This is a genomic window from Mycobacterium sp. IDUB_3 (assembly GCF_055419585.1).
Genome location: NZ_JBVAXZ010000001.1, coordinates 4385968 through 4403740, shown reverse-complemented (window position 1 = coordinate 4403740; position 17773 = coordinate 4385968). Strand labels below are relative to the sequence as shown.

Below are 17773 nucleotides of genomic sequence, written 5' to 3'. Positions count from 1 at the left end.
CCTAACAGGCTCGTCGCCGTTGACACCACGCTGCTCCTCCCAATCTAAAGGCTGACCCCGACAGCGTCCGTCCGGGTCCTCTCCACCGCATGTGGGACCGATTAGATCAACACCGCGGGTGACCGCACTATTTCCGCAGCGCGACAGGCCGGGTGCCGGCCTCGGCCGCCTCGATCGGACCCCGATCCGGCCGATTCGGGCGTGGCGTTAATGTGACGCCATGTCCCACGCCACGTCTCTGCAAGGCAAGACCATGTTCATCTCCGGCGCCAGCCGCGGCATCGGCCTGGCGATCGCCAAGCGCGCCGCGCAGGACGGCGCCAACATCGCGCTGATCGCCAAGACCGCCGAACCGCACCCGAAGCTGCCCGGCACGGTGTTCACCGCGGCCAAAGAGCTCGAGGAGGCGGGTGGGCAGGCCCTGCCGATCGTCGGCGACGTCCGCGACCCGGATTCGGTGGAGGCCGCCGTGGCCAAGACCGTCGAGCAGTTCGGCGGCATCGACATCTGCGTCAACAACGCGTCGGCGATCAACCTGGGATCCATCGCCGAGGTGCCGATGAAGCGGTTCGACTTGATGAACGGCATTCAGGTGCGCGGCACGTACGCGGTGTCCCAGGCGTGCCTGCCGCACATGAAGGGCCGGGAGAACCCGCACATCTTGACGCTGTCCCCGCCGGTGCTGCTGGGCGAGGAGTGGCTGAAGCCGACGGCGTACATGATGGCCAAGTTCGGTATGACGTTGTGCGCGTTGGGCATTGCCCAGGAGATGCGCGAGGAGGGCATCGCGTCCAACACGTTGTGGCCGCGCACGCTGGTCGCCACCGCCGCGGTGCAGAACCTGCTCGGCGGTGAGGAGGCGATGGGCCGCGCCCGCAAACCGGAGATCTACTCCGACGCCGCCTACGTCATCCTCAACAAGCCGGCCAAGGAGTTCACCGGCAACATGTTGCTGTGCGAGGACGTGCTGGTGGACTCCGGCGTCACCGACCTCTCGACCTACGACTGCATCCCCGGCTCGAAGCTGGGCGTCGACTTCTGGGTGGACGGCGTCAACCCGCCGGGGTACACGGGCCCGTAGCCGTGATCGCAAGCGCGGCGGAGCCGGGCGCGGCGGGTCACGGCCATCGAAGGAGTAGCTCGTGGCCGCCACACCGGGCATTGCCGCGTTGGTGAAAGCCGGTGTGCCGCACGAAGTCCTGACCTTCGATCACGATCGGCGGGAGCACTCGTTCGGCGCCGAGGCGGTTGAGGCGCTCACCGCGGCCGCCGGCATCGAACCCGGGCAGATCTACAAGACGCTCATCATCGCGGTGCCCGACGGGTTGGCGGTCGCCATCGTGCCGGCCACCGCACGGCTCTCGCTGAAGGCGGCCGCCGCCGCGCTGGGTGTCGCCAAGGCGTCCATGGCCGAAGCCGCGGTCGCCGAGCGGATCACCGGTTACGTGGTCGGTGCGGTGTCGCCGTTCGGTCAACGCAGGAAGCTGCCGACGGTCGTCGATTCCGATGCGCTGGCATGGGAGCGGGTGTTCTGCAGCGCCGGCCGCCGAGGCTGGGAGGTCGCGGTGGCGCCGCAGGATCTGATCCGCCTCACCGGCGCGATCACGGCCGACATCACCCGAACGTGACGACGACCTTGTCCGCGGCCCCCGGGGTATGCGCCAGCTCGAGCGCCTCGACGACGTTGTCGAACGGGATGGTGTGGCTGACGATCAGCGCGTACTTCTCCCAGTTCGCGACGAGATCCCTGGTCACCTCGAAGATCTCGTCCGGATAACCCATCGATCCAAGGATGGTGATCTCGTTGCTCATCACGTTGACGAACTCGACGGGCACCGGTTGCTTGTGCACGCCAACGATTCCCAGAGTGGCGCCCTTCTTGGCCGCCGCCAGCGCGGTGTCGATTACCGCGGGCACACCGGCGGCGTCGAAATAGATGTCGGTGCCCGCCTTGCCTGCAAACATCGATTGGCCCTCGCCGTGCAGTTCGACGAGGCGGGCCGGCAAGTCCTCTTCGGCGGAGTTGATGACGGCGTCGGCGCCGACCTGCAGCGCCTTGTCCAGGCGGCCGGGGATCAGGTCCGCGACGACGACGTGGCTGACGCCAAGGGATTTGAAGGCCAGCACGGCGCCCAGCCCGATCGGCCCGGCCCCGAACACGAGGACCTTGTCGGTCGGTTTGGGCCGGCAGCGGTTGGCGCCGTGGCGCGCGACGGCCATCGGTTCGTTGAGCGCGGCCACCTCCCACGGGATGTGATCCGGGATCACTTCCAGACTCGTTCCGCGGACTGCGTTTTCGATGAGCAGGTAGTCGGCGAGCGCCCCGGTGGCGCCGCCGTTGCCGATGATGCCGCTGGGCGCGGCCATCGGGTTGATGACGACGTGGTCGCCGACGGCCAGCCCGGTCACCTCCGACCCGACCTCGGCGACCTCGCCGGCGGGCTCGTGCCCAAGCGGCGTGTGCCCCTGGCGCGGCGGGAGGCCGCCGATGGTGATGTAGAACGCGTCCGAACCGCAGATACCGCAGGCGCGCATCCGCACCAGCACATCGCGCGGGCCGACTTCGGGGCGCTCGGTATCGAGCACCTCCGCCTTGCCCGGCCCGGTGACCACGGATGCTTTCACGGCATGCCCTCCAGTTCGATGTCGAAGGTATCGAGGTACTCGGCGAAGGTCGGCGCGAGCTGTTCGACGCTCAGACCGTACTCGTCGAGGCGATAGGCGTTGAGCGCGAACCGGTCCTGGGGATGCTCGGCGAGCCAATTGCGCATGCGCGCTTCGGTTTCGGCGGTCAGCGGTTCGTCCGCCCACTCGTAGATGCGCCGCATCACGCCCATCGGGTCGCGCATCATCTCGTGGTAGTACATGTGGAAGAAACGTTCGTCGCCGATGCGGTCGCGGGCGCGCAGCGGCCGGTCGACGTGATAGCCCATCTGCCACATGGCCAGCCGGCCCATCTCCGTCTGATCCAGCAACTCGGTGTTCATCACCAGGCTCTGCGGCAGCCGCCACAGGTTGCACAGCGAGCCGGTCGCCTTATACGGATCGCGGTGCGCCCAGATCAGTCGGGCGTCGGGAAACACCTTCAGCAGCGCCTCGATGTGCACCGAGTGCGAGGGCATCTTCAGGCTCCAGTTGCCCGGCGCGGTGGACTGCAGGACCTGAAGGTAACGCTTCTGGTACTCGTAGGTGCTGCTCATGTCGGCCTCGTCGAACAGCCAGCGCGCGTAGCGATCCGTCGGCAGGAACGAGTCCCAGGACAGGCCCTTGAAATCCTGGTTGTGAATGAACATGTCCTCGGTCGGACCGTCGGCGTCTTCCCAGTGCGGCAGCGGCATTTTCGCCTGGGTCACCAGTTCGAGGATTTTGCGTTGCTCTTCCAGCAGGGCCAGGCACCGCGGGTCGGTGCGCAGCGTGTCGGTGCCGGCGGGCGGGATCGGGTCGACGCACTGCCAGTGCAGCAGTGATCGCCGGCCCGGGTCCTGGTCGAGCAGGTAGCTGATGACGGTGGTGCCGGTGCGGGGCATGCCGAGCACGATCAGCGGCCGCTCGACGGGCGCGTCCAGCACGTCGGGGTGCGCCTGGATGTAACCGTGCACCTGCATGCGCCGCCCCAGCGCGTTGGTGGCATCGTCCAGGACCCGCTCGCGGCCGAACGGGGTGAAGGCCGGCGAGGTGTTGAGCTCGTCGAGAATGAGCTGCAGCCCGTCCCGCCATGAGTCGGAGTCGATTTCGCTGAGGCCGGTGCGCTGGGCCGCCAGTTCGAAGACGTCGTCGACGGTCGCGATGTTGGCTAGTCCATTCATGTCGCTCATGGCTCTAGACCGTCAGGTATCCGCCGTCGACGGCGATGGTGCTGCCGGTGATATACGACGCGGCGTCGGTACACAAGAACAGGGCGGCGCCCGCGCAGTCCTGGGGTGTGCCCGGCCTGCCCAGCGGGGTGTGGAAGCCGATCTCGACGTCCATCACCTCGGGAATTCCCATGGCAGGGTGGGTCATTCGGGTGTCGATGAGCCCGGGCGCGATGGCGTTCACCCGGATGCCGTCATTGGCCCAGCGGCGGGACAGGTTCATGGTCAATGCGAGCAGACCCATCTTCGACGAGGCGTAGCCCGGAACGAAGACCGCCGACCGGAACGCGGACATCGAGACCACGCTGACGACGCTCGCGCCGCCGGGAGCCTGGCTGGACTTGAGGCGCTCATGGCAGCGCATGGTGAGCCGCATCGGGCCCAGCATGTTCTGCGTCACCGACGCGACGTAGCCGTCCGGGTCGTATTCGTCGCCGGCGGGATAGGGGCCGCCCGCGTTGTTGACCAGGATGTCCAGGTCGCCCAGCGAATCGGCCAGGGCATCAACGGATTCGGGATCCTGGATCTGGCACTGGCGGTAGGTGAACGCGTCCAGCTCCGTCTCGGCGTAGTCGGCTGCCGCGCCCCGGGTGCCGGTCACCGTGACGGCGGCCCCGGCGCCGGCGAAGGCGGCGGCGATCGCGTTGCCGATGCCGCTTGTGCCGCCGGTCACCAGCACGTGGGCGCCGGTGAAATCGAAGTTGACGGAGTTCATTCCGATGTCCTTTCCGAGGTCCTCAATGCGGTGATCGACTTGGTGAGCCAGGCCTTTTCCCAGAAGTTCTCCGTGTCGGCCAGCAGCGCCTCGTGCGCGTCGGCGGCCACCACCCGCGCCTGCGCATGCAGCGGCTGGGCGGCCAGGATCAGGTCGGTGAGGTGGATGGCCTGCACCGGGCGCCCGGCGGCCACGTGAGCGCGCGCCGCGTCCACCAGTGCGTCGGCGCCCGCAGCGCTGACCACGTCGGCGGCGACCGAATCCGGCGCCACGCCATACAGTTCGGTGGTGGAGCGGTGCCGGAACCATCCCGTGTACATCTCCCAGATGGCCCGCACGTTCCAGGAGGTCTTGCCGTAGCCCTCGCCGATGTCGAGGTGCTCGGGCACCTTGACCTCACGCATCGCGGTATAGATATCGGCGCCGGAATTCATTAGTTCGGCGGTGCGGTCGTGCACGGCCTGCATCCCGTCCCGCATCGCGGTGACCTCCTCGGCGATGCGATCGGCACCCTCGATGGGAGCGAAGTGGCCGGTGATCAGCCGCCGCGGACCGTAGTCCAGCACGGTGTTCAGCGATTCGATGTAGAGGATCGGATCGCGGTATCGGTCGCCGCGGATGGTCATCAGATTCGGCACGTGGCCGAACAGTGGTCCGAACAGATTGCCGCTGAACAGGATCCGATCCTCGGGCAGCCACACCACCAGCGCGTCGGTGGTCTCGCCACCGGGCGTCCATGCCAGCTCGAACGCGCGCCCACCCACCGTGAGGGCGTGGCGCTGGTCGAAGGTCGTGGTCGGCTCGGGAAACGAGAAGTCGATGGTCGCGGGGTCGATCGTCTTGAAGTGCTCGAGCACGGCGTCGGAGAACTTCTTGAAGGCGAACGATGTCTTGGGCACCCGGTAGCCCATCAGCAGCGTGTTGTCGTCGCGCCAGTACCGGTAGTTGCGGTGCATCATCACTTGGGTGCCGTCGTCGCGCAGCGAATTCACCCCGCCCCAATGGTCGGCGTGGCCCTGGGTGACGATGATCGCCCGCGTCGGGCCGGCAACGTCGGCAAAAGCCTTGCGGTGCAACGGCCCTTCGAAGACCAAGCCGCTGTTGACGATGACCCGTCCCTCGTCGGTGGCCACCGCATAGGAGTTGGAGACGCCCGGCGACATCCAGACGCCGTCGCCCAGGGGCTGCGCGGGGGTGTCCGTCGCCGCCGAGAGGTCGCCAGCTCCGGGGCGCTCCCGATGAATCCCTGCCATGACTGGCGATCCTCTACAGTTCTAGAGGTAAAGTCAATATCTTCGAACTCAATGTCTTCGATGCGGAAAGGGGCGCTCATGGGACTGCGCGGCCTGGCCGGCAAGGTGGCGATCGTCGCCGGCGGCGCCACCGGCCTCGGCGCGGCGACCGCCGCCCGGCTGGGCGAGGAGGGCTGCCGGGTGGTCATCGGCGACGTCGCCGTCGACGCCGCGCGGCAGACGGCCGCGCGCATCGACGCGGCCGGCGGCACCGCGACCCAGGTCGTCTTCGACCTGGCCTACCCGGCGTCGGTCGCCGGCCTGATCGATTCCGCCGCAACCGATTACGGCGGGGTGGACCTGCTGTTCAACGTCGGCGCCGACATGAGCACCATCCGCTCCGACACCGACGTGGTCGACATCGACTTCGACGTCTGGGACCGGGTGATGACGGTCAACCTGCGCGGGTATGTGGCGGCGATGAAATACGCCATCCCGGAAATGCTCAAACGCGGCGGCGGGGCGATCGTCAACATGTCCTCGGCGGCGGCGTTCCAGGGTGAGCCCGCGCGTCCGGCCTATGCCACCGCGAAGGCCGGCATCGGCGCGCTCACCCGACACGTCGCGTCGCGGTGGGGCAAGGACAACATCCGGTGCAACGCGGTCGCACCTGGCTTCACCGCCACCGAGGCCATCCGTTCGGTGCCGCAATGGCCGGACCTTCAGGCCGCCGCGCTCAAGCGCATCCGGGCGCCCCGGGTCGGCGATCCCGGCGACGTCGCCGCGCTGGTCGCCTTCCTGCTGTCGGCCGAGGGCGAATGGATCAACGGCCAGGTCGTCAACGTCGACGGCGGCACGGTGCTGCGCTGAGGACGGTCATGGCCACCGACAGATCCCGTAAACGCAACGGCGACGAACGCCGCCGCGACCTGTGCGATGCGGCGATCCGGGTGCTGGCCGACCACGGCTCGCGCGGGCTGACGCACGGGCGGGTCGACCGCGTCGCCGGTGTACCCGACGGAACCACGTCGTACTACTACCGCACCCGCGCCGCCCTGCTGCGCGGCGTCGGCAAGCGCGTCGCGCAGATCGATGTGGCGAACCTGCAGTCTGTGATCGACGAGCCGGTCGATCCCCGCTCCCCGTTCGCACATCTGGCGCGGCTCACCATGATCCAGGCGGACGGGTCCGGCCTCATGCTCAACAGGGCGCGCCACGAGCTGCTGCTGGGCGCCGCCCGCGATCCCGGTCTGGCCGAAACGTCGCAGGTGTTCGTCGCCCGGATCAACGGCATGGCCCGCGACGCCATCGCCCACCTGCAGCCCGATACCCGCGACCCGGCGCTGCTGGCCGCGCAGACCACCGCCGTCACCACGTTCATCGCCGGTGTCTTCACCCGGCTGGCCGCCGGCGACCGCGACGTCGGGGACGCCGAGCAACTCGGCCGCCTGCTCGAAGCGGTGGCCACCGCGGTGGCGCTCGCGGCTCAGCGAAGTTGAGTGTCCGGCGAAAAGCACTCCGTGGCCCGTCGATTCCGCATACCGTTGAGCGATGGACATCAAGCGTTTCGCCGCCGCAGGCCTGCTGGCAATGGCCGGACTGTTGACGATCGGCGTGGGCGTCAGCGGCGCCGACACGATCCAGACGGAGGGCAATTACCCGACCCGGGAGGCGTGTCAGAACGCCGGACCGGGCGTAAAGGCCACGACGCCGGGAAGCTGGAACAACTTCTGGTGTGTTCCGGACCGTAACGTCAACGGCAACTGGAAGTTGGTTCTCAGCAACTGATTTAGGCCCGCCCGCGGTGGGCCGTCGCCCGTGACGGTCCGGTGCCTTGAGCGCGTCATCGGCTGTCCCGCCTGGCTCGGACCAGAATTCGGATATCGAAGACGCATAGCGAAATATCTTGTGTCACTTGTGTTTCAGGTGTCCCTCGCGGGCGTTTTTTGTCGGTGGGCTCGGATAGTTTCGGGGTATGAGTTCGGGTGGCATCGTCGATCGGGACGCGATCAGCGCGGCCTTCGATGCGCTCGATGATGCGCTCGAGGGCGTGGGTGCGCTGAGCTTTGACGTGTTGAGTCCCCGAGAATGCCTGGCGTTCTTGGCACGCAGTGAGAAGGCGCGCCGGCGGCTGCCGGTAGCCGAGCATCAGCTGATCAATCACGTTGCCCGACAAGCCACCCCAACAGAGCTCGGCGGCAAGCTGTCACACGCGCTGGCCGAACGGGTCCTGATCAGCCGTGCGGAGGCCGCGCGCCGCATCCGCGAAGCCGCCGACCTGGGACCACGACAGGGGCTGACCGGCGAGCCCATCGCGCCAGTGCTGGCCGCCACCGCGGCCAGACAGCGGGCGGGAGAGCTCGGGGCCTGCCAGGTCTCGGTGATCCGCAAGTTCTGCCACCAGTTGCCCGGCTGGATCGACGCGCCCACCCGCGAGCAGGCCGAGGCCAAACTCGCCAGGGAGGGAACCCGGTATCGGCCCGAGCAACTCGGCAAGCTGGCCGACGTCTTGGCCGATTGCCTGAACCCCGATGGCTCCTTCACCGACGAGGACCGGGCGCGTCAGCGCGGGCTGACGCTGGGCAACCAGCAGGCCGACGGGATGTCGGCGTTGCGCGGCTGGCTCACCCCCGAGGTACGCGCCACGTTCGAAGCCGTCCTGGCGAAACTTGCCGCACCGGGCATGTGCAACCCCTTCGATGACACACCTTGCGTGGACGGCGCGCCCAGTCAGGACGCCATCGATCGCGACCCGCGATCCGCGGCCCAGCGCAACCACGATGGACTGCTGGCCGCCCTGCGCGCCATGTTGGCCTCCGGAGAGCTGGGTCAGCACAACGGCTTACCGGCCTCCATCATCGTCACCACCACGCTGCAGGACCTCGAAGCGGCGGCCGGGCGTGGGTTGACCGGTGGCGGCACCATCTTGCCGATGAGCGACGTGATCCGCCTGGCCCGCCACGCCCGGCACTACCTGGCGATCTTCGACCACGGCAAGGCCCTGGCGCTCTATCACACCAAACGCCTGGCCTCACCCGGACAGCGAATATTGTTGTACGCCAAGGATCGCGGCTGTTCGGCCCCGGGCTGCACCGTGCCCGGCTACTACTGCGAAGTCCATCACGTCACCGACTACGCCACCTGCCACACCACCGACGTCAACGACCTGACCTTCGCCTGCGGACCCCAACACCGCCTCCTGAAACCGGGAGGCTGGACCACCCGCAAAAACGCCAAGGGTGACACCGAATGGATCCCGCCTCCGCATCTGGACCGAGGTCAACCCCGCACCAACACCTTCCATCACCCCGAGAAGCTGCTGCGCGATGGAGACGACGATGAGGCGGCGTAGCGGGCGAACCTGTGTGAACTTGACGTTCAGGCCGCCCATGGGCCCACGCCGCCGACTTTCTCGATCGTGATGCGAGTCAGGTATCCGGGGGGTGCGTCGGGCGGCGGGAACCCCGTGCCGGGGCCGAAGATCGTCGTGGCGATCTCGTCGAGTAGTTCGGGAGCACCGCCCTCCTCGACGCGCGCCGTGCCCCTGATCGACAGATAGGGTGTCTGTGGCCCGCTGCGGTCGGTGGACGCGATGGTCACCGCCACGCGCGGATCACGCCGGATATTGCGGACCTTCTGATGCTCCTGCAGATGAGCGGTTACCAGCTCATCACCGCCGTCGGCTCTACTCTGCACCGTCACCCAAACCAGGCTGACTTGCGGACTCCCGTCACGATTGATCGTGACAAGCGTTGCCGGGTCGGAACCGATGAGTTGGCGTGCGCTGTCGCTGAGTTTCATGATGTTCATTGCGTTCTCCTGATTCGTCGTGTCTCCGGACATCTCTATCCATACGACGAAGGAGCGGTGCCAAATCCGACAGCCCGACCGTCGCGCTGCTGGCGACCAGCGGAGAACTAGGGAAGCAGGGAGGACGACGCGAAACCGCCACTGGCCCGAGGCAAATCGGCTATGTGGACATCCAACCGGTCCCCGAGAAACTGCTTCGCGACGGGGACGACGACCGGGGACGACGACGGGGACGACAACGGGGACGACGACGCGGCGTAGCGGCTAAAGCAGCGCTACAGGATCTTCATCTGCTCGGGCTGCGGCTCGGCCGGCTCGAGCAACTGCGGGCCGTTGTTGCGGACGTTGTTGACCAACGTCGACACCTCTCGCATCCGGATGGCGCGCACATCGGGCGTGCGGGCCAGCAGGTCCTCGTCGATCGCGGCGTCGGGGTCCAGCCACCGATCCCAGTCGCGCTCGGGCAGCACCAGCGGCATCCGGTCGTGAATCTGCGCCAACTCCCCGGGCGCATCCGTGGTGATGATCGTGCAGCTCAGCAACGGCGACGCGTCCTTGGCCGGTTTCCAGACCGACCACAGGCCCGCCATGAACAGCGGCTCCCCGTCTTCGGAGTACATGAAGAACGGCGTCTTGCGGGTCTTCTTGCCGGCCGCGTCGCCCGAGTTGACCCGCCACTCGTAATAGCCGTCCATCGGGATCAGGCAGCGCTTGGACTTGGCGCTGCTCCGGAAGGCCGGCGACGTGGTGACCTTGTCCGCGCGGGCGTTGATCAGCATCGGCCCCTTGGTGTCCGGTGCGCCGTCGGCACCGGCCTTGGCCCATGGCGGCACCAAGCCCCAGCGCATCAGCCGCACCCGCCGCGTCGGCTGGTCGTCGGGCTCGGAATGCCGGCTGACGACGGTCGCGATGGTCGAGGTCGGGGCGACGTTGTAGTTGGGCGCGCTGGAGTTCGGGGCGCTCGAGCCGGCGTCGGCGCCGGTGGCCTCATCAATAGCCTTGATCTTCTCGGCCAGCAGGGCCGGATCGGTGGTCACCGCGAACCGTCCACACATAAGACCCATAGTGGCAGAGCCACGAAGACCCATTGGGTCAGAGCCACGAAGACCTATTGGGGCAGAAACCCCCGACAGGCAATGATGGACCGATGAGTACGTGGACGGCCCCCTTGGCATCGCAGCCGGTACGCGCGACCGTGACCGTTCCCGGTTCGAAGTCGCAGACCAACAGGGCCCTGGTGCTGGCGGCGCTGGCGGCCGCGCAGGAGCAGGGCAGCCCGACCATCAGCGGGGCGCTGCGCAGCCGCGACACCGACCTGATGATCGGGGCGCTGCGCACGCTGGGCTTGCGCATCGACGGCGATGGGGACGGCGACGGGACGGAGCTCGCGGTCAGCGGCCGCGTGTCGCCGGAACCGATGGCACAGGTCGATTGCGGGCTGGCCGGGACGGTGCTGCGGTTCGTCCCGCCGTTGGCGGCGCTGGCCGAATCGATGGTCGAGTTCGACGGCGACGAGCAGGCCCGGGCGCGGCCAATCGCGCCGCTGCTGGACGCGCTGCGCGGGCTCGGCGTCCGGATCGACGGCTCTGGTCTCCCGTTCCGGGTGCTGGGCACCGGCTCGATCATCGGCGGCACCGTCGACATCGACGCCTCGGCCTCGTCGCAGTTCGTCTCCGGGCTGTTGTTGTGCGCGGCCTCGTTCACCGAGGGCCTGACCGTGCAGCACACCGGTGCGTCGCTGCCGTCGGCGCCGCACATCGCGATGACCGTGACGATGCTGCGCCAGGCCGGCGTGGACGTCGACGACTCCGCGCCTAACCGCTGGGCGGTGCGGCCCGGGCCGGTCGCGGCTCGGCACTGGGAGGTCGAGCCGGACCTGACCAACGCCGTCCCCTTCCTGGCGGCGGCGGTGGTCAGCGGGGGCGCGGTGCGCATCTCCGGCTGGCCGGCCAGCAGCGTGCAGCCCGCCGAGAACATCCTCACTGTGCTGCGGGAGTTGAATGCCGTTGTCACACAGAATGATTCGTTTCTGGAAGCGCGCGGGTCCGGGGACTACGGCGGTTTCGATGTCGACCTGCGGGCGGTCGGCGAGCTGACGCCGTCGGTGGCCGCCCTGGCGGCGCTGGCGACGCCGGGATCGGTGTCGCGCCTGTCCGGCATCGCGCACCTGCGCGGCCACGAGACCGATCGGCTGGCCGCGCTGAGCAAGGAGATCAACCGCCTGGGCGGCGACTGCACCGAAACGCCCGACGGTCTGGAGATCACCGCGACGCCGCTGCGGTCCGGGGTGTGGCACTCCTATGCCGATCACCGGATGGCGATGGCGGGTGCGATCGTCGGGCTGCGGGTGGAGGGGGTCGAGGTCGACGACATCGGCGCCACCAGCAAGACGCTGCCGGACTTTCCGCGACTGTGGGCCCGCATGCTGGAGACCGGGGAAGAGCGCGGCATGTGAAGCCCGGCGACTACGACGAGTCGGACGTCAAGATCCGCTCCGGCCGGGGCTCGCGCCCGCGGACCAAGACCCGTCCCGAGCACGCCGACGCCGAGGCCGCGATGGTGGTCAGTGTCGACCGTGGCCGCTGGGGATGCGTGCTGGGCGGCGACGTCGACCGCCGGGTCACCGCCATGCGGGCGCGCGAACTGGGCCGCACCCCGATCGTGGTGGGCGACGAGGTCGACGTGGTCGGTGACCTGTCCGGGCGGCCGGACACGCTGGCCCGCATCGTGCGTCGCGGCGAACGGCGAACGGTGTTGCGCCGCACCGCCGATGACACCGATCCGACCGAACGGGTGGTGGTCGCCAACGCCGATCAGCTGCTGATCGTGGTGGCGCTGGCCGACCCGCCGCCCCGCACCGGCCTGGTGGACCGGACGCTGATCGCCGCCTATGCCGGCGGACTCACGCCGATCCTGTGCCTGACCAAGACCGATCTGGCCCCGCCGGAGCCGTTCGCGGAGCAGTTCGTCGACCTGGACCTGACCGTGGTGGTCGCCGGCCGCGACGATCCCCTGCTGGCCGTGGCGGACCTGCTCGCGGGCAAGATCACCGTGCTGCTCGGGCATTCCGGCGTCGGCAAGTCCACGTTGGTGAACCGCCTGGTGCCCGACGCGGACCGCGCCGTCGGCGACGTGACCGACATCGGCAGGGGACGGCACACGTCGACGCAGTCGGTGGCGCTGCCGTTGACCGAGCCGCTGGGCACCACGGGCTGGGTAATCGACACGCCGGGCATCCGCTCATTCGGGCTCGCGCACATCCAGCCCGACGACGTCATGATGGCGTTCTCCGACCTGGCCGAGGCCATCGCGGATTGCCCCCGCGGTTGCGGGCACATGGGGCCGCCGGCCGACCCCGAGTGCGCGCTGGACACCCTGACCGGGCCCGCGGTGCGCCGCGTCGCCGCGGCCCGCCGGCTGCTGGCCGCGCTCAACCAGACTTATTAGCCAGCCGCATGCCGAGCTCGTCGGGCGGCACCAGATGGCCTTCCGCGCAACGGATTTCGACGGTCGCCTCGGCACCGCAGCCCAGGTGGGTCAACCGCAGCCGGTTGCGTCCCGGCAGGTGATGCCTGCCCCACTCGAACAGCGACCACACCACCGGCATGAAGTCGACGCCGGCGTCGGTCAGCACGTACTCGTCGCGGCTGCGCTGTCCGGGTTCTTGGTAGGGCTGGCGCCGCAGCAACCCCAGCTCGACCAGTTCGCTCAGCCGCGCCGAGGTGGCGGCCTTGGTGATGCCCACCCGGCGGGCGAAGTCGTCGAATCGGGTGGTGCCGTAGTAGGCCTCGCGCATGATCAGCATCGCGGACTTGGTTCCGACGACCGCCATCGTCTTCTCGATCGCGCACTCGCCCACCGCCGACCAGGCGTCGCGGTCGGCCAGCGGTCCTTGCAGCAGTGTCATCTAAATCACCTCCGCACCTGGGTTGCTTTAAGCATACCTAGGTGTTTGTCTAAGTATAGAGATTTATACCTAGATCGAGTTGGACTCGAGGAGGAGTCATGACCAGTCATCCCAGTTCCGGGGTCCGCGACGCCGTCATCGTCGGAGCCGTCCGCACCCCCATCGGCAAGGGCAAGGCTAGTGGCGCACTGCACGACGTTCTGCCCGCCGATCTGCTGGCCCACAGCCTGCGCGAGCTGGTGGCGCGCACCGGCGTGGATCCGGCCCAGGTCGACGATGTCATCGCCGGCGCCGTCACCCAGGTCGGCGACCAGGCGGCCAACATTGCCCGTAATGCGCTGCTGGGCGCGGGTTTCCCGGAGTCGGTTCCCGGTGTCACGATCGACCGCCAATGCGGCAGCAGCCAGCAGGCCATCAGCTTCGCCGCCCAGGGCGTGATTGCCGGCGCCTACGACCTGGTCATTGCCGGCGGCGTGGAGTCGATGAGCCGCGTCCCGATGGGCACGCAGGTGTCCCCGGGCAGCAACCCGATGGGCCAGGACATGACCCGGCGCTACCCCGACGGCCTGGTGCCGCAGGGCATCAGCGCCGAACTGATCGCCGCGAAGTGGGGCTTCTCGCGCGCCCAACTCGACGAGTTCTCCGCAGGGAGCCACGAGAAGGCCGCCCGCGCCACCAAGGAGGGGCTGTTCGACAACGAGCTCATCCCGATCGCGGGGCTGGCCACCGACGAGATCATCCGCCCCGGCACCACAGTCGAGACGCTGGCCGGGTTGCAGCCGGCGTTCTATAGCGACGCTGCCAAAGCCCGTTTCCCGCAGATCAATTGGGAGATCACGCCCGGCAACTCCTCACCGCTGTCGGACGGCAGCGCCGCGGTGCTGATCGCCAGCAGCGAGGCTGCCAACAAGCTGGGGCTGCGCCCGCTGGCGCGGATCCACACCGCCACCGTGGTGGGTTCCGACCCGCTCTACATGCTGACCGGCGTCATACCGGCCACCGAGAAGGTGTTGTCGAAGGCGGGTCTGACGCTGGCCGACATCGACCTGTTCGAGGTGAACGAGGCGTTCGCGCCCGTCGTGCTGGCCTGGGCGCAGGACACCGGTGCCGATCTGGCCAAGACCAACGTCAACGGCGGGGCGATCGCCATCGGTCACCCGTTGGGCGCCAGCGGTGCTCGCCTGATGACCACTCTAGTCAACGCGCTCGAACAGCGCGGCGGACGCTACGGGCTGCAGACGATGTGCGAGGGCGGCGGCATGGCCAACGCCACCATCATCGAGCGATTGGGATGAGATCATGCAAGAAACGAAATTCGACGGCGTTCGGGTGCACTACGACAGCGCCAAGAGCTACGACCAACTGGTAGCCGCGTTGCTCGCCGACATCGGCGAGCAACCGGTGCCGATCAACGACATCGCGACATCCACCGACGACTGGCAGTCCTATCAGGAGCGCGTCGAACCCCACGTCGGCCCAAGCGGATTCATGCTGTTCGGCACCGTCGACCACGGCGCCTGGATCACCAAGGCCGGCATCGACCGCAAGGCCTTGCGCGTCATCCTCGGCAACCCCTTGATCGCCATCACCATGCTGCGCCACGACGTGGCGGCCGGATTGTTCGCCCCGGTCGAGCTGCTGTTGCTCGAGGAGGACGACGGCCGTAGCAGCCTGACCTACGTCAAGCCGTCGTCGCTGATGGTCGTGCAGCCCAATCCGGAATTGCTCGGCGCCGCAGACCAACTCGACGCCAAGCTGGCCGCGCTGGCCGAGAAGGTCACCGGCTGAACCAGTGGCATATGTCATCGCCGCGGACGTGCATCAGGTGGTTGACGACGCGGGGCAGCACCCGGGGGCCGGGATCATCGGCTGACGCTCACTGACGACCGTCATTGACGGCCGTCAGCGAAAGGGCGTACGGTGCCCCCATGGAGTCACCACGGGCGCCGTCGGCGACCGGATCGCCGGGCGGCGGCGTGCGCGAAACCCGCCGGCTGGAAACCCGTGCGCGCCTGTTCGACGCGGCGCTGGCCGAGATTTCGCGGCGCGGCGTGGCCGCCGCCGACGTCAGCGCGATCGTCGCCGATGCGGGCGTGGCCCGGGGGACGTTCTATTTTCACTTCCCGACCAAGGAGCACGTCCTCATCGAGGTGGAGCGCCTCGAGGAGACCCGCATTATCAGCGAACTCGGGAAAGCCGAGGGTGACCTGGCGTCGGTGTTCTCCCAACTGATTCACCACGTGCTCGGCGCCGAAAGCCGTTTGGGAGAAGCGGTTTTCCGGGACATGCTCGGATTGCATTTCTCCTCGACTCGTCCGATCGAAGACGAGTTCGCGCAGCACCCGCTCGGACAATTCGTGGTGGACGTCATCGGTCGAGCGCAGGACACGGGGCAGGTCAACTCCGACCTCGACGCAACCGAACTCGCAACGTTCTTCCTCACCGGGCTTTTCGCCCTGCTGGCCACCGGGGCCCACGATGCCGCGCTGTTAAGTCGTTACGTGGCAACGATTGTCAAAGGGATGGAGAAGCGATGAATCGCACCGGCATCGAGGGTTACCGGGACTTCCTGGCCGAACGTGACGGCGAAGCCGATCTGCTCAACAGACGGCTGGCCAATCGCGAGCGGTTCTTCAACGATCTGGAGGCGAATCCCATCCGGTCAGCCCGTCCGGCCGACCGAGCCGTTTTCCTGCGAAACCTTCGCCGTCGGCGCCCCGAACCCGGCCTGGATGACAAGATGCTCTTCCTGCTGGCAACCGCAAAGCTGAATCAGGCGGAGCGATTCGGCGTGGGGCTGGGTGAAACCTACGGGCGCAACAGCGACGAGAGCGTGCCGCCCGAGCGCGTCTACCTCGAGCTGGAAGAGCACTACCACACCCGGCTGTTGGCGTACGCGCTCGACGCGTTCGACTTGACCTTCCAAGTGGTCCCCCCGCCCTTCGTCATGCGCCAGTTCGTCAAAGTGAGCGTTTTCGTGCCCGAACGGCTCGGCTTCATGTTCGTCGGAGCCGCGGAGATGGCGGGCTGCATCCTGTTCGACGAATTACGCCGTGCCGGCAGAAGGCTTTTCGCCGACGAACCGCACGTCGCCGAACGAATCGAACTGCTCTACAGCGAGATCCTGACCGACGAGATCGGCCACGTCGGCTACTGTGCGTCGCGTTGCACCTCTGCGGAGCGGGCGGTCATGCGTCGAATCTATCCACTCATCGGGCGACTGTTCGCCCGTCAAACCGCGGAGATAAGCCGGCTCATCGATCGCACGGCGTTGCACGCACGCCTCGACCGCCCCTTCGATGTCGAGGAACTCACCGCCGACCTGGACAACGAGACCTACCTCGTCACCCACCCCTGACAGCGAATGCGCCCCCCGGGATCCCGGAGTCAGTCACCCTCGGGCATCCAACGCAGAGCTTTACCGAGGTGCGTCGCGGGAGTATCGTTCGCGCGTGCCAGCCAGGCGGTGGGCACGGTCGGAGGTAACGCCGATGGGTCGTGTCGCGGTGATCACCGGAGCCAGCCGGGGCATCGGCGCGGCGACCGCATTGGTCTTGGCGGAGCAGGGATTTCGGGTGGTCGTCAACTACCGGTCCAGCGCCGCGGAGGCCGACGAGGTGGTGGCCGCCGCGATCGCGGCCGGTGGTGAGGCCGTCGCGATCCGGGCCGACGTCACCGAACCCGACGACGTCGCCGCAATGGTCGGCGAGATCGACACGAGGTGGGGCGGCGTCGACGTGCTCGTGCACAACGCGCTGATCCCCTACGACGTCACCTCGTTCGCCGATCTGAGCTGGGAGCAGCTCGGCGGCAAACTGGACCGCGAACTGCATGCCGCCTTCCTGGTGACCAAAGCCGTTGTTCCCGATATGGTTTCACGAGAATATGGCCGACTGATCTATCTCACCACGGTGCTGTCCCGCCGGCCCAGACAGGGCATGATCACGGTGGGAACCGCCAAGGCGGCAATGGACCAGTTTGTCCGCTACGTCGCCCTCGAGCTGGCTCCGAACCAGATCACCGCCAACCTCGTCTCGCCCGCCACCGTCGCCGATCCCACCGCGAACGCGCTGTTGACGGCCGAAGAGATACACCAGCTCGGCGCGACGAACCCCATGGGGCGGCTCGTCAGTCCCGAGGAGGTGGCCAAGACGGTGGCGTTCCTGGCCGGCGAGGATTCCGGCTTCATCACCGGCCACTGCCTGGAGGTCAACGGCGGCCTCGCCATGAATTGACAGCGGATTCTGCGACCGGG

The 17773-nt window shown here is 67.9% G+C and carries 20 protein-coding genes; 13 read left to right on the top strand and 7 right to left on the bottom strand.

What is annotated here, in order from left to right:
* The first annotated feature begins 220 nt into the window (after nt 1–220).
* Together ACZYVJ_RS20570 and ACZYVJ_RS20565 are read left to right on the top strand one after the other, a co-directional pair.
* On the top strand, nt 221–1081 hold the full coding sequence (locus ACZYVJ_RS20570) for an SDR family oxidoreductase (protein ID WP_463832731.1): 861 nt from the start codon (nt 221–223) through the stop codon (nt 1079–1081).
* 61 nt (nt 1082–1142) lie between these two features.
* Nucleotides 1143–1628, top strand: a complete 486-nt coding sequence (locus ACZYVJ_RS20565) for a YbaK/EbsC family protein (protein ID WP_463832730.1) — start codon at nt 1143–1145, stop codon at nt 1626–1628.
* On the opposite strand, the gene ACZYVJ_RS20560 is transcribed toward ACZYVJ_RS20565, so the two are convergent.
* The 4 genes from ACZYVJ_RS20560 to ACZYVJ_RS20545 are packed head-to-tail and all read right to left on the bottom strand — an operon-like array spanning nt 1615 to nt 5822.
* Complete coding sequence (locus ACZYVJ_RS20560; protein ID WP_463832729.1) at nt 1615–2625, bottom strand: zinc-dependent alcohol dehydrogenase; 1011 nt, start codon at nt 2623–2625, stop codon at nt 1615–1617. The two genes, ACZYVJ_RS20565 and ACZYVJ_RS20560, sit on opposite strands and share 14 nt — an antisense overlap.
* Nucleotides 2622–3806 carry a sulfotransferase family protein gene (locus ACZYVJ_RS20555; protein WP_463833081.1) on the bottom strand — a complete coding sequence of 395 codons (1185 nt, stop codon included), beginning with the start codon at nt 3804–3806 and terminating at the stop codon, nt 2622–2624. Before ACZYVJ_RS20555 ends, ACZYVJ_RS20560 begins: the two co-directional genes overlap by 4 nt.
* A gap of 13 nt (nt 3807–3819) precedes the next feature.
* The gene (locus tag ACZYVJ_RS20550; RefSeq protein ID WP_463832727.1) at nt 3820–4569 is read right to left on the bottom strand and encodes an SDR family NAD(P)-dependent oxidoreductase; all 750 of its coding nucleotides are present in this window, start codon (nt 4567–4569) and stop codon (nt 3820–3822) included.
* Nucleotides 4566–5822 (bottom strand): alkyl sulfatase dimerization domain-containing protein, encoded by a 1257-nt coding sequence (locus ACZYVJ_RS20545; protein WP_463832726.1) that lies wholly within the window; start codon nt 5820–5822, stop codon nt 4566–4568. The genes ACZYVJ_RS20550 and ACZYVJ_RS20545 overlap by 4 nt, the downstream gene beginning before the upstream one ends.
* A gap of 78 nt (nt 5823–5900) precedes the next feature.
* Between ACZYVJ_RS20545 and ACZYVJ_RS20540 the strand changes: the two genes are divergently transcribed.
* The 4 genes from ACZYVJ_RS20540 to ACZYVJ_RS20525 all read left to right on the top strand — a co-directional run bounded on the left by ACZYVJ_RS20540 (nt 5901) and on the right by ACZYVJ_RS20525 (nt 9153).
* Nucleotides 5901–6671, top strand: coding sequence for an SDR family NAD(P)-dependent oxidoreductase (locus ACZYVJ_RS20540; protein ID WP_463833080.1), 771 nt, complete (start codon nt 5901–5903; stop codon nt 6669–6671).
* Nucleotides 6672–6679: 8 nt separating this feature from the next.
* Nucleotides 6680–7300, top strand: a complete 621-nt coding sequence (locus ACZYVJ_RS20535) for a TetR/AcrR family transcriptional regulator (RefSeq protein WP_463832725.1) — start codon at nt 6680–6682, stop codon at nt 7298–7300.
* Nucleotides 7301–7352: 52 nt separating this feature from the next.
* Nucleotides 7353–7589 carry a hypothetical protein gene (locus ACZYVJ_RS20530; RefSeq protein ID WP_064877139.1) on the top strand — a complete coding sequence of 79 codons (237 nt, stop codon included), beginning with the start codon at nt 7353–7355 and terminating at the stop codon, nt 7587–7589.
* A gap of 187 nt (nt 7590–7776) precedes the next feature.
* A complete protein-coding gene (locus tag ACZYVJ_RS20525) occupies nt 7777–9153 on the top strand; it encodes an HNH endonuclease signature motif containing protein (RefSeq protein ID WP_463832724.1) in 1377 nt (458 codons plus the stop codon).
* A gap of 26 nt (nt 9154–9179) precedes the next feature.
* Here ACZYVJ_RS20525 and ACZYVJ_RS20520 read toward each other — a convergent pair whose 3' ends face one another.
* Together ACZYVJ_RS20520 and ACZYVJ_RS20515 are read right to left on the bottom strand one after the other, a co-directional pair.
* The gene (locus tag ACZYVJ_RS20520) at nt 9180–9611 is read right to left on the bottom strand and encodes a PPOX class F420-dependent oxidoreductase (protein ID WP_463833079.1); all 432 of its coding nucleotides are present in this window, start codon (nt 9609–9611) and stop codon (nt 9180–9182) included.
* A 275-nt stretch (nt 9612–9886) separates the two neighbouring features.
* Complete coding sequence (locus tag ACZYVJ_RS20515; protein ID WP_463832723.1) at nt 9887–10666, bottom strand: SOS response-associated peptidase; 780 nt, start codon at nt 10664–10666, stop codon at nt 9887–9889.
* A gap of 92 nt (nt 10667–10758) precedes the next feature.
* On the opposite strand from ACZYVJ_RS20515, the gene aroA reads away from it, so the two are divergent.
* Together aroA and rsgA are read left to right on the top strand one after the other, a co-directional pair.
* Nucleotides 10759–12066, top strand: coding sequence for a 3-phosphoshikimate 1-carboxyvinyltransferase (aroA, locus tag ACZYVJ_RS20510; protein ID WP_463832722.1), 1308 nt, complete (start codon nt 10759–10761; stop codon nt 12064–12066).
* The gene (gene rsgA / locus ACZYVJ_RS20505) at nt 12063–13058 is read left to right on the top strand and encodes a ribosome small subunit-dependent GTPase A (RefSeq protein WP_463832721.1); all 996 of its coding nucleotides are present in this window, start codon (nt 12063–12065) and stop codon (nt 13056–13058) included. Before aroA ends, rsgA begins: the two co-directional genes overlap by 4 nt.
* On the opposite strand, the gene ACZYVJ_RS20500 is transcribed toward rsgA, so the two are convergent.
* The gene (locus ACZYVJ_RS20500) at nt 13042–13518 is read right to left on the bottom strand and encodes a winged helix-turn-helix transcriptional regulator (protein WP_463832720.1); all 477 of its coding nucleotides are present in this window, start codon (nt 13516–13518) and stop codon (nt 13042–13044) included. The two genes, rsgA and ACZYVJ_RS20500, sit on opposite strands and share 17 nt — an antisense overlap.
* Nucleotides 13519–13616: 98 nt before the next feature.
* On the opposite strand from ACZYVJ_RS20500, the gene ACZYVJ_RS20495 reads away from it, so the two are divergent.
* The 5 genes from ACZYVJ_RS20495 (at nt 13617) to ACZYVJ_RS20475 (ending at nt 17753) form a co-directional block, all read left to right on the top strand.
* Nucleotides 13617–14813 (top strand): thiolase family protein, encoded by a 1197-nt coding sequence (locus ACZYVJ_RS20495; RefSeq protein ID WP_463832719.1) that lies wholly within the window; start codon nt 13617–13619, stop codon nt 14811–14813.
* A gap of 4 nt (nt 14814–14817) precedes the next feature.
* Nucleotides 14818–15306 (top strand): DUF302 domain-containing protein, encoded by a 489-nt coding sequence (locus ACZYVJ_RS20490; protein ID WP_463832718.1) that lies wholly within the window; start codon nt 14818–14820, stop codon nt 15304–15306.
* 140 nt (nt 15307–15446) lie between these two features.
* Complete coding sequence (locus ACZYVJ_RS20485; protein WP_463832717.1) at nt 15447–16055, top strand: TetR/AcrR family transcriptional regulator; 609 nt, start codon at nt 15447–15449, stop codon at nt 16053–16055.
* Nucleotides 16052–16876, top strand: a complete 825-nt coding sequence (locus ACZYVJ_RS20480; RefSeq protein WP_463832715.1) for a hypothetical protein — start codon at nt 16052–16054, stop codon at nt 16874–16876. Before ACZYVJ_RS20485 ends, ACZYVJ_RS20480 begins: the two co-directional genes overlap by 4 nt.
* A 133-nt stretch (nt 16877–17009) precedes the next feature.
* Nucleotides 17010–17753: an SDR family NAD(P)-dependent oxidoreductase gene (locus ACZYVJ_RS20475; protein WP_463832714.1), complete on the top strand. Its 744-nt coding sequence runs from the start codon at nt 17010–17012 to the stop codon at nt 17751–17753.
* Nucleotides 17754–17773: the final 20 nt, after the last annotated feature.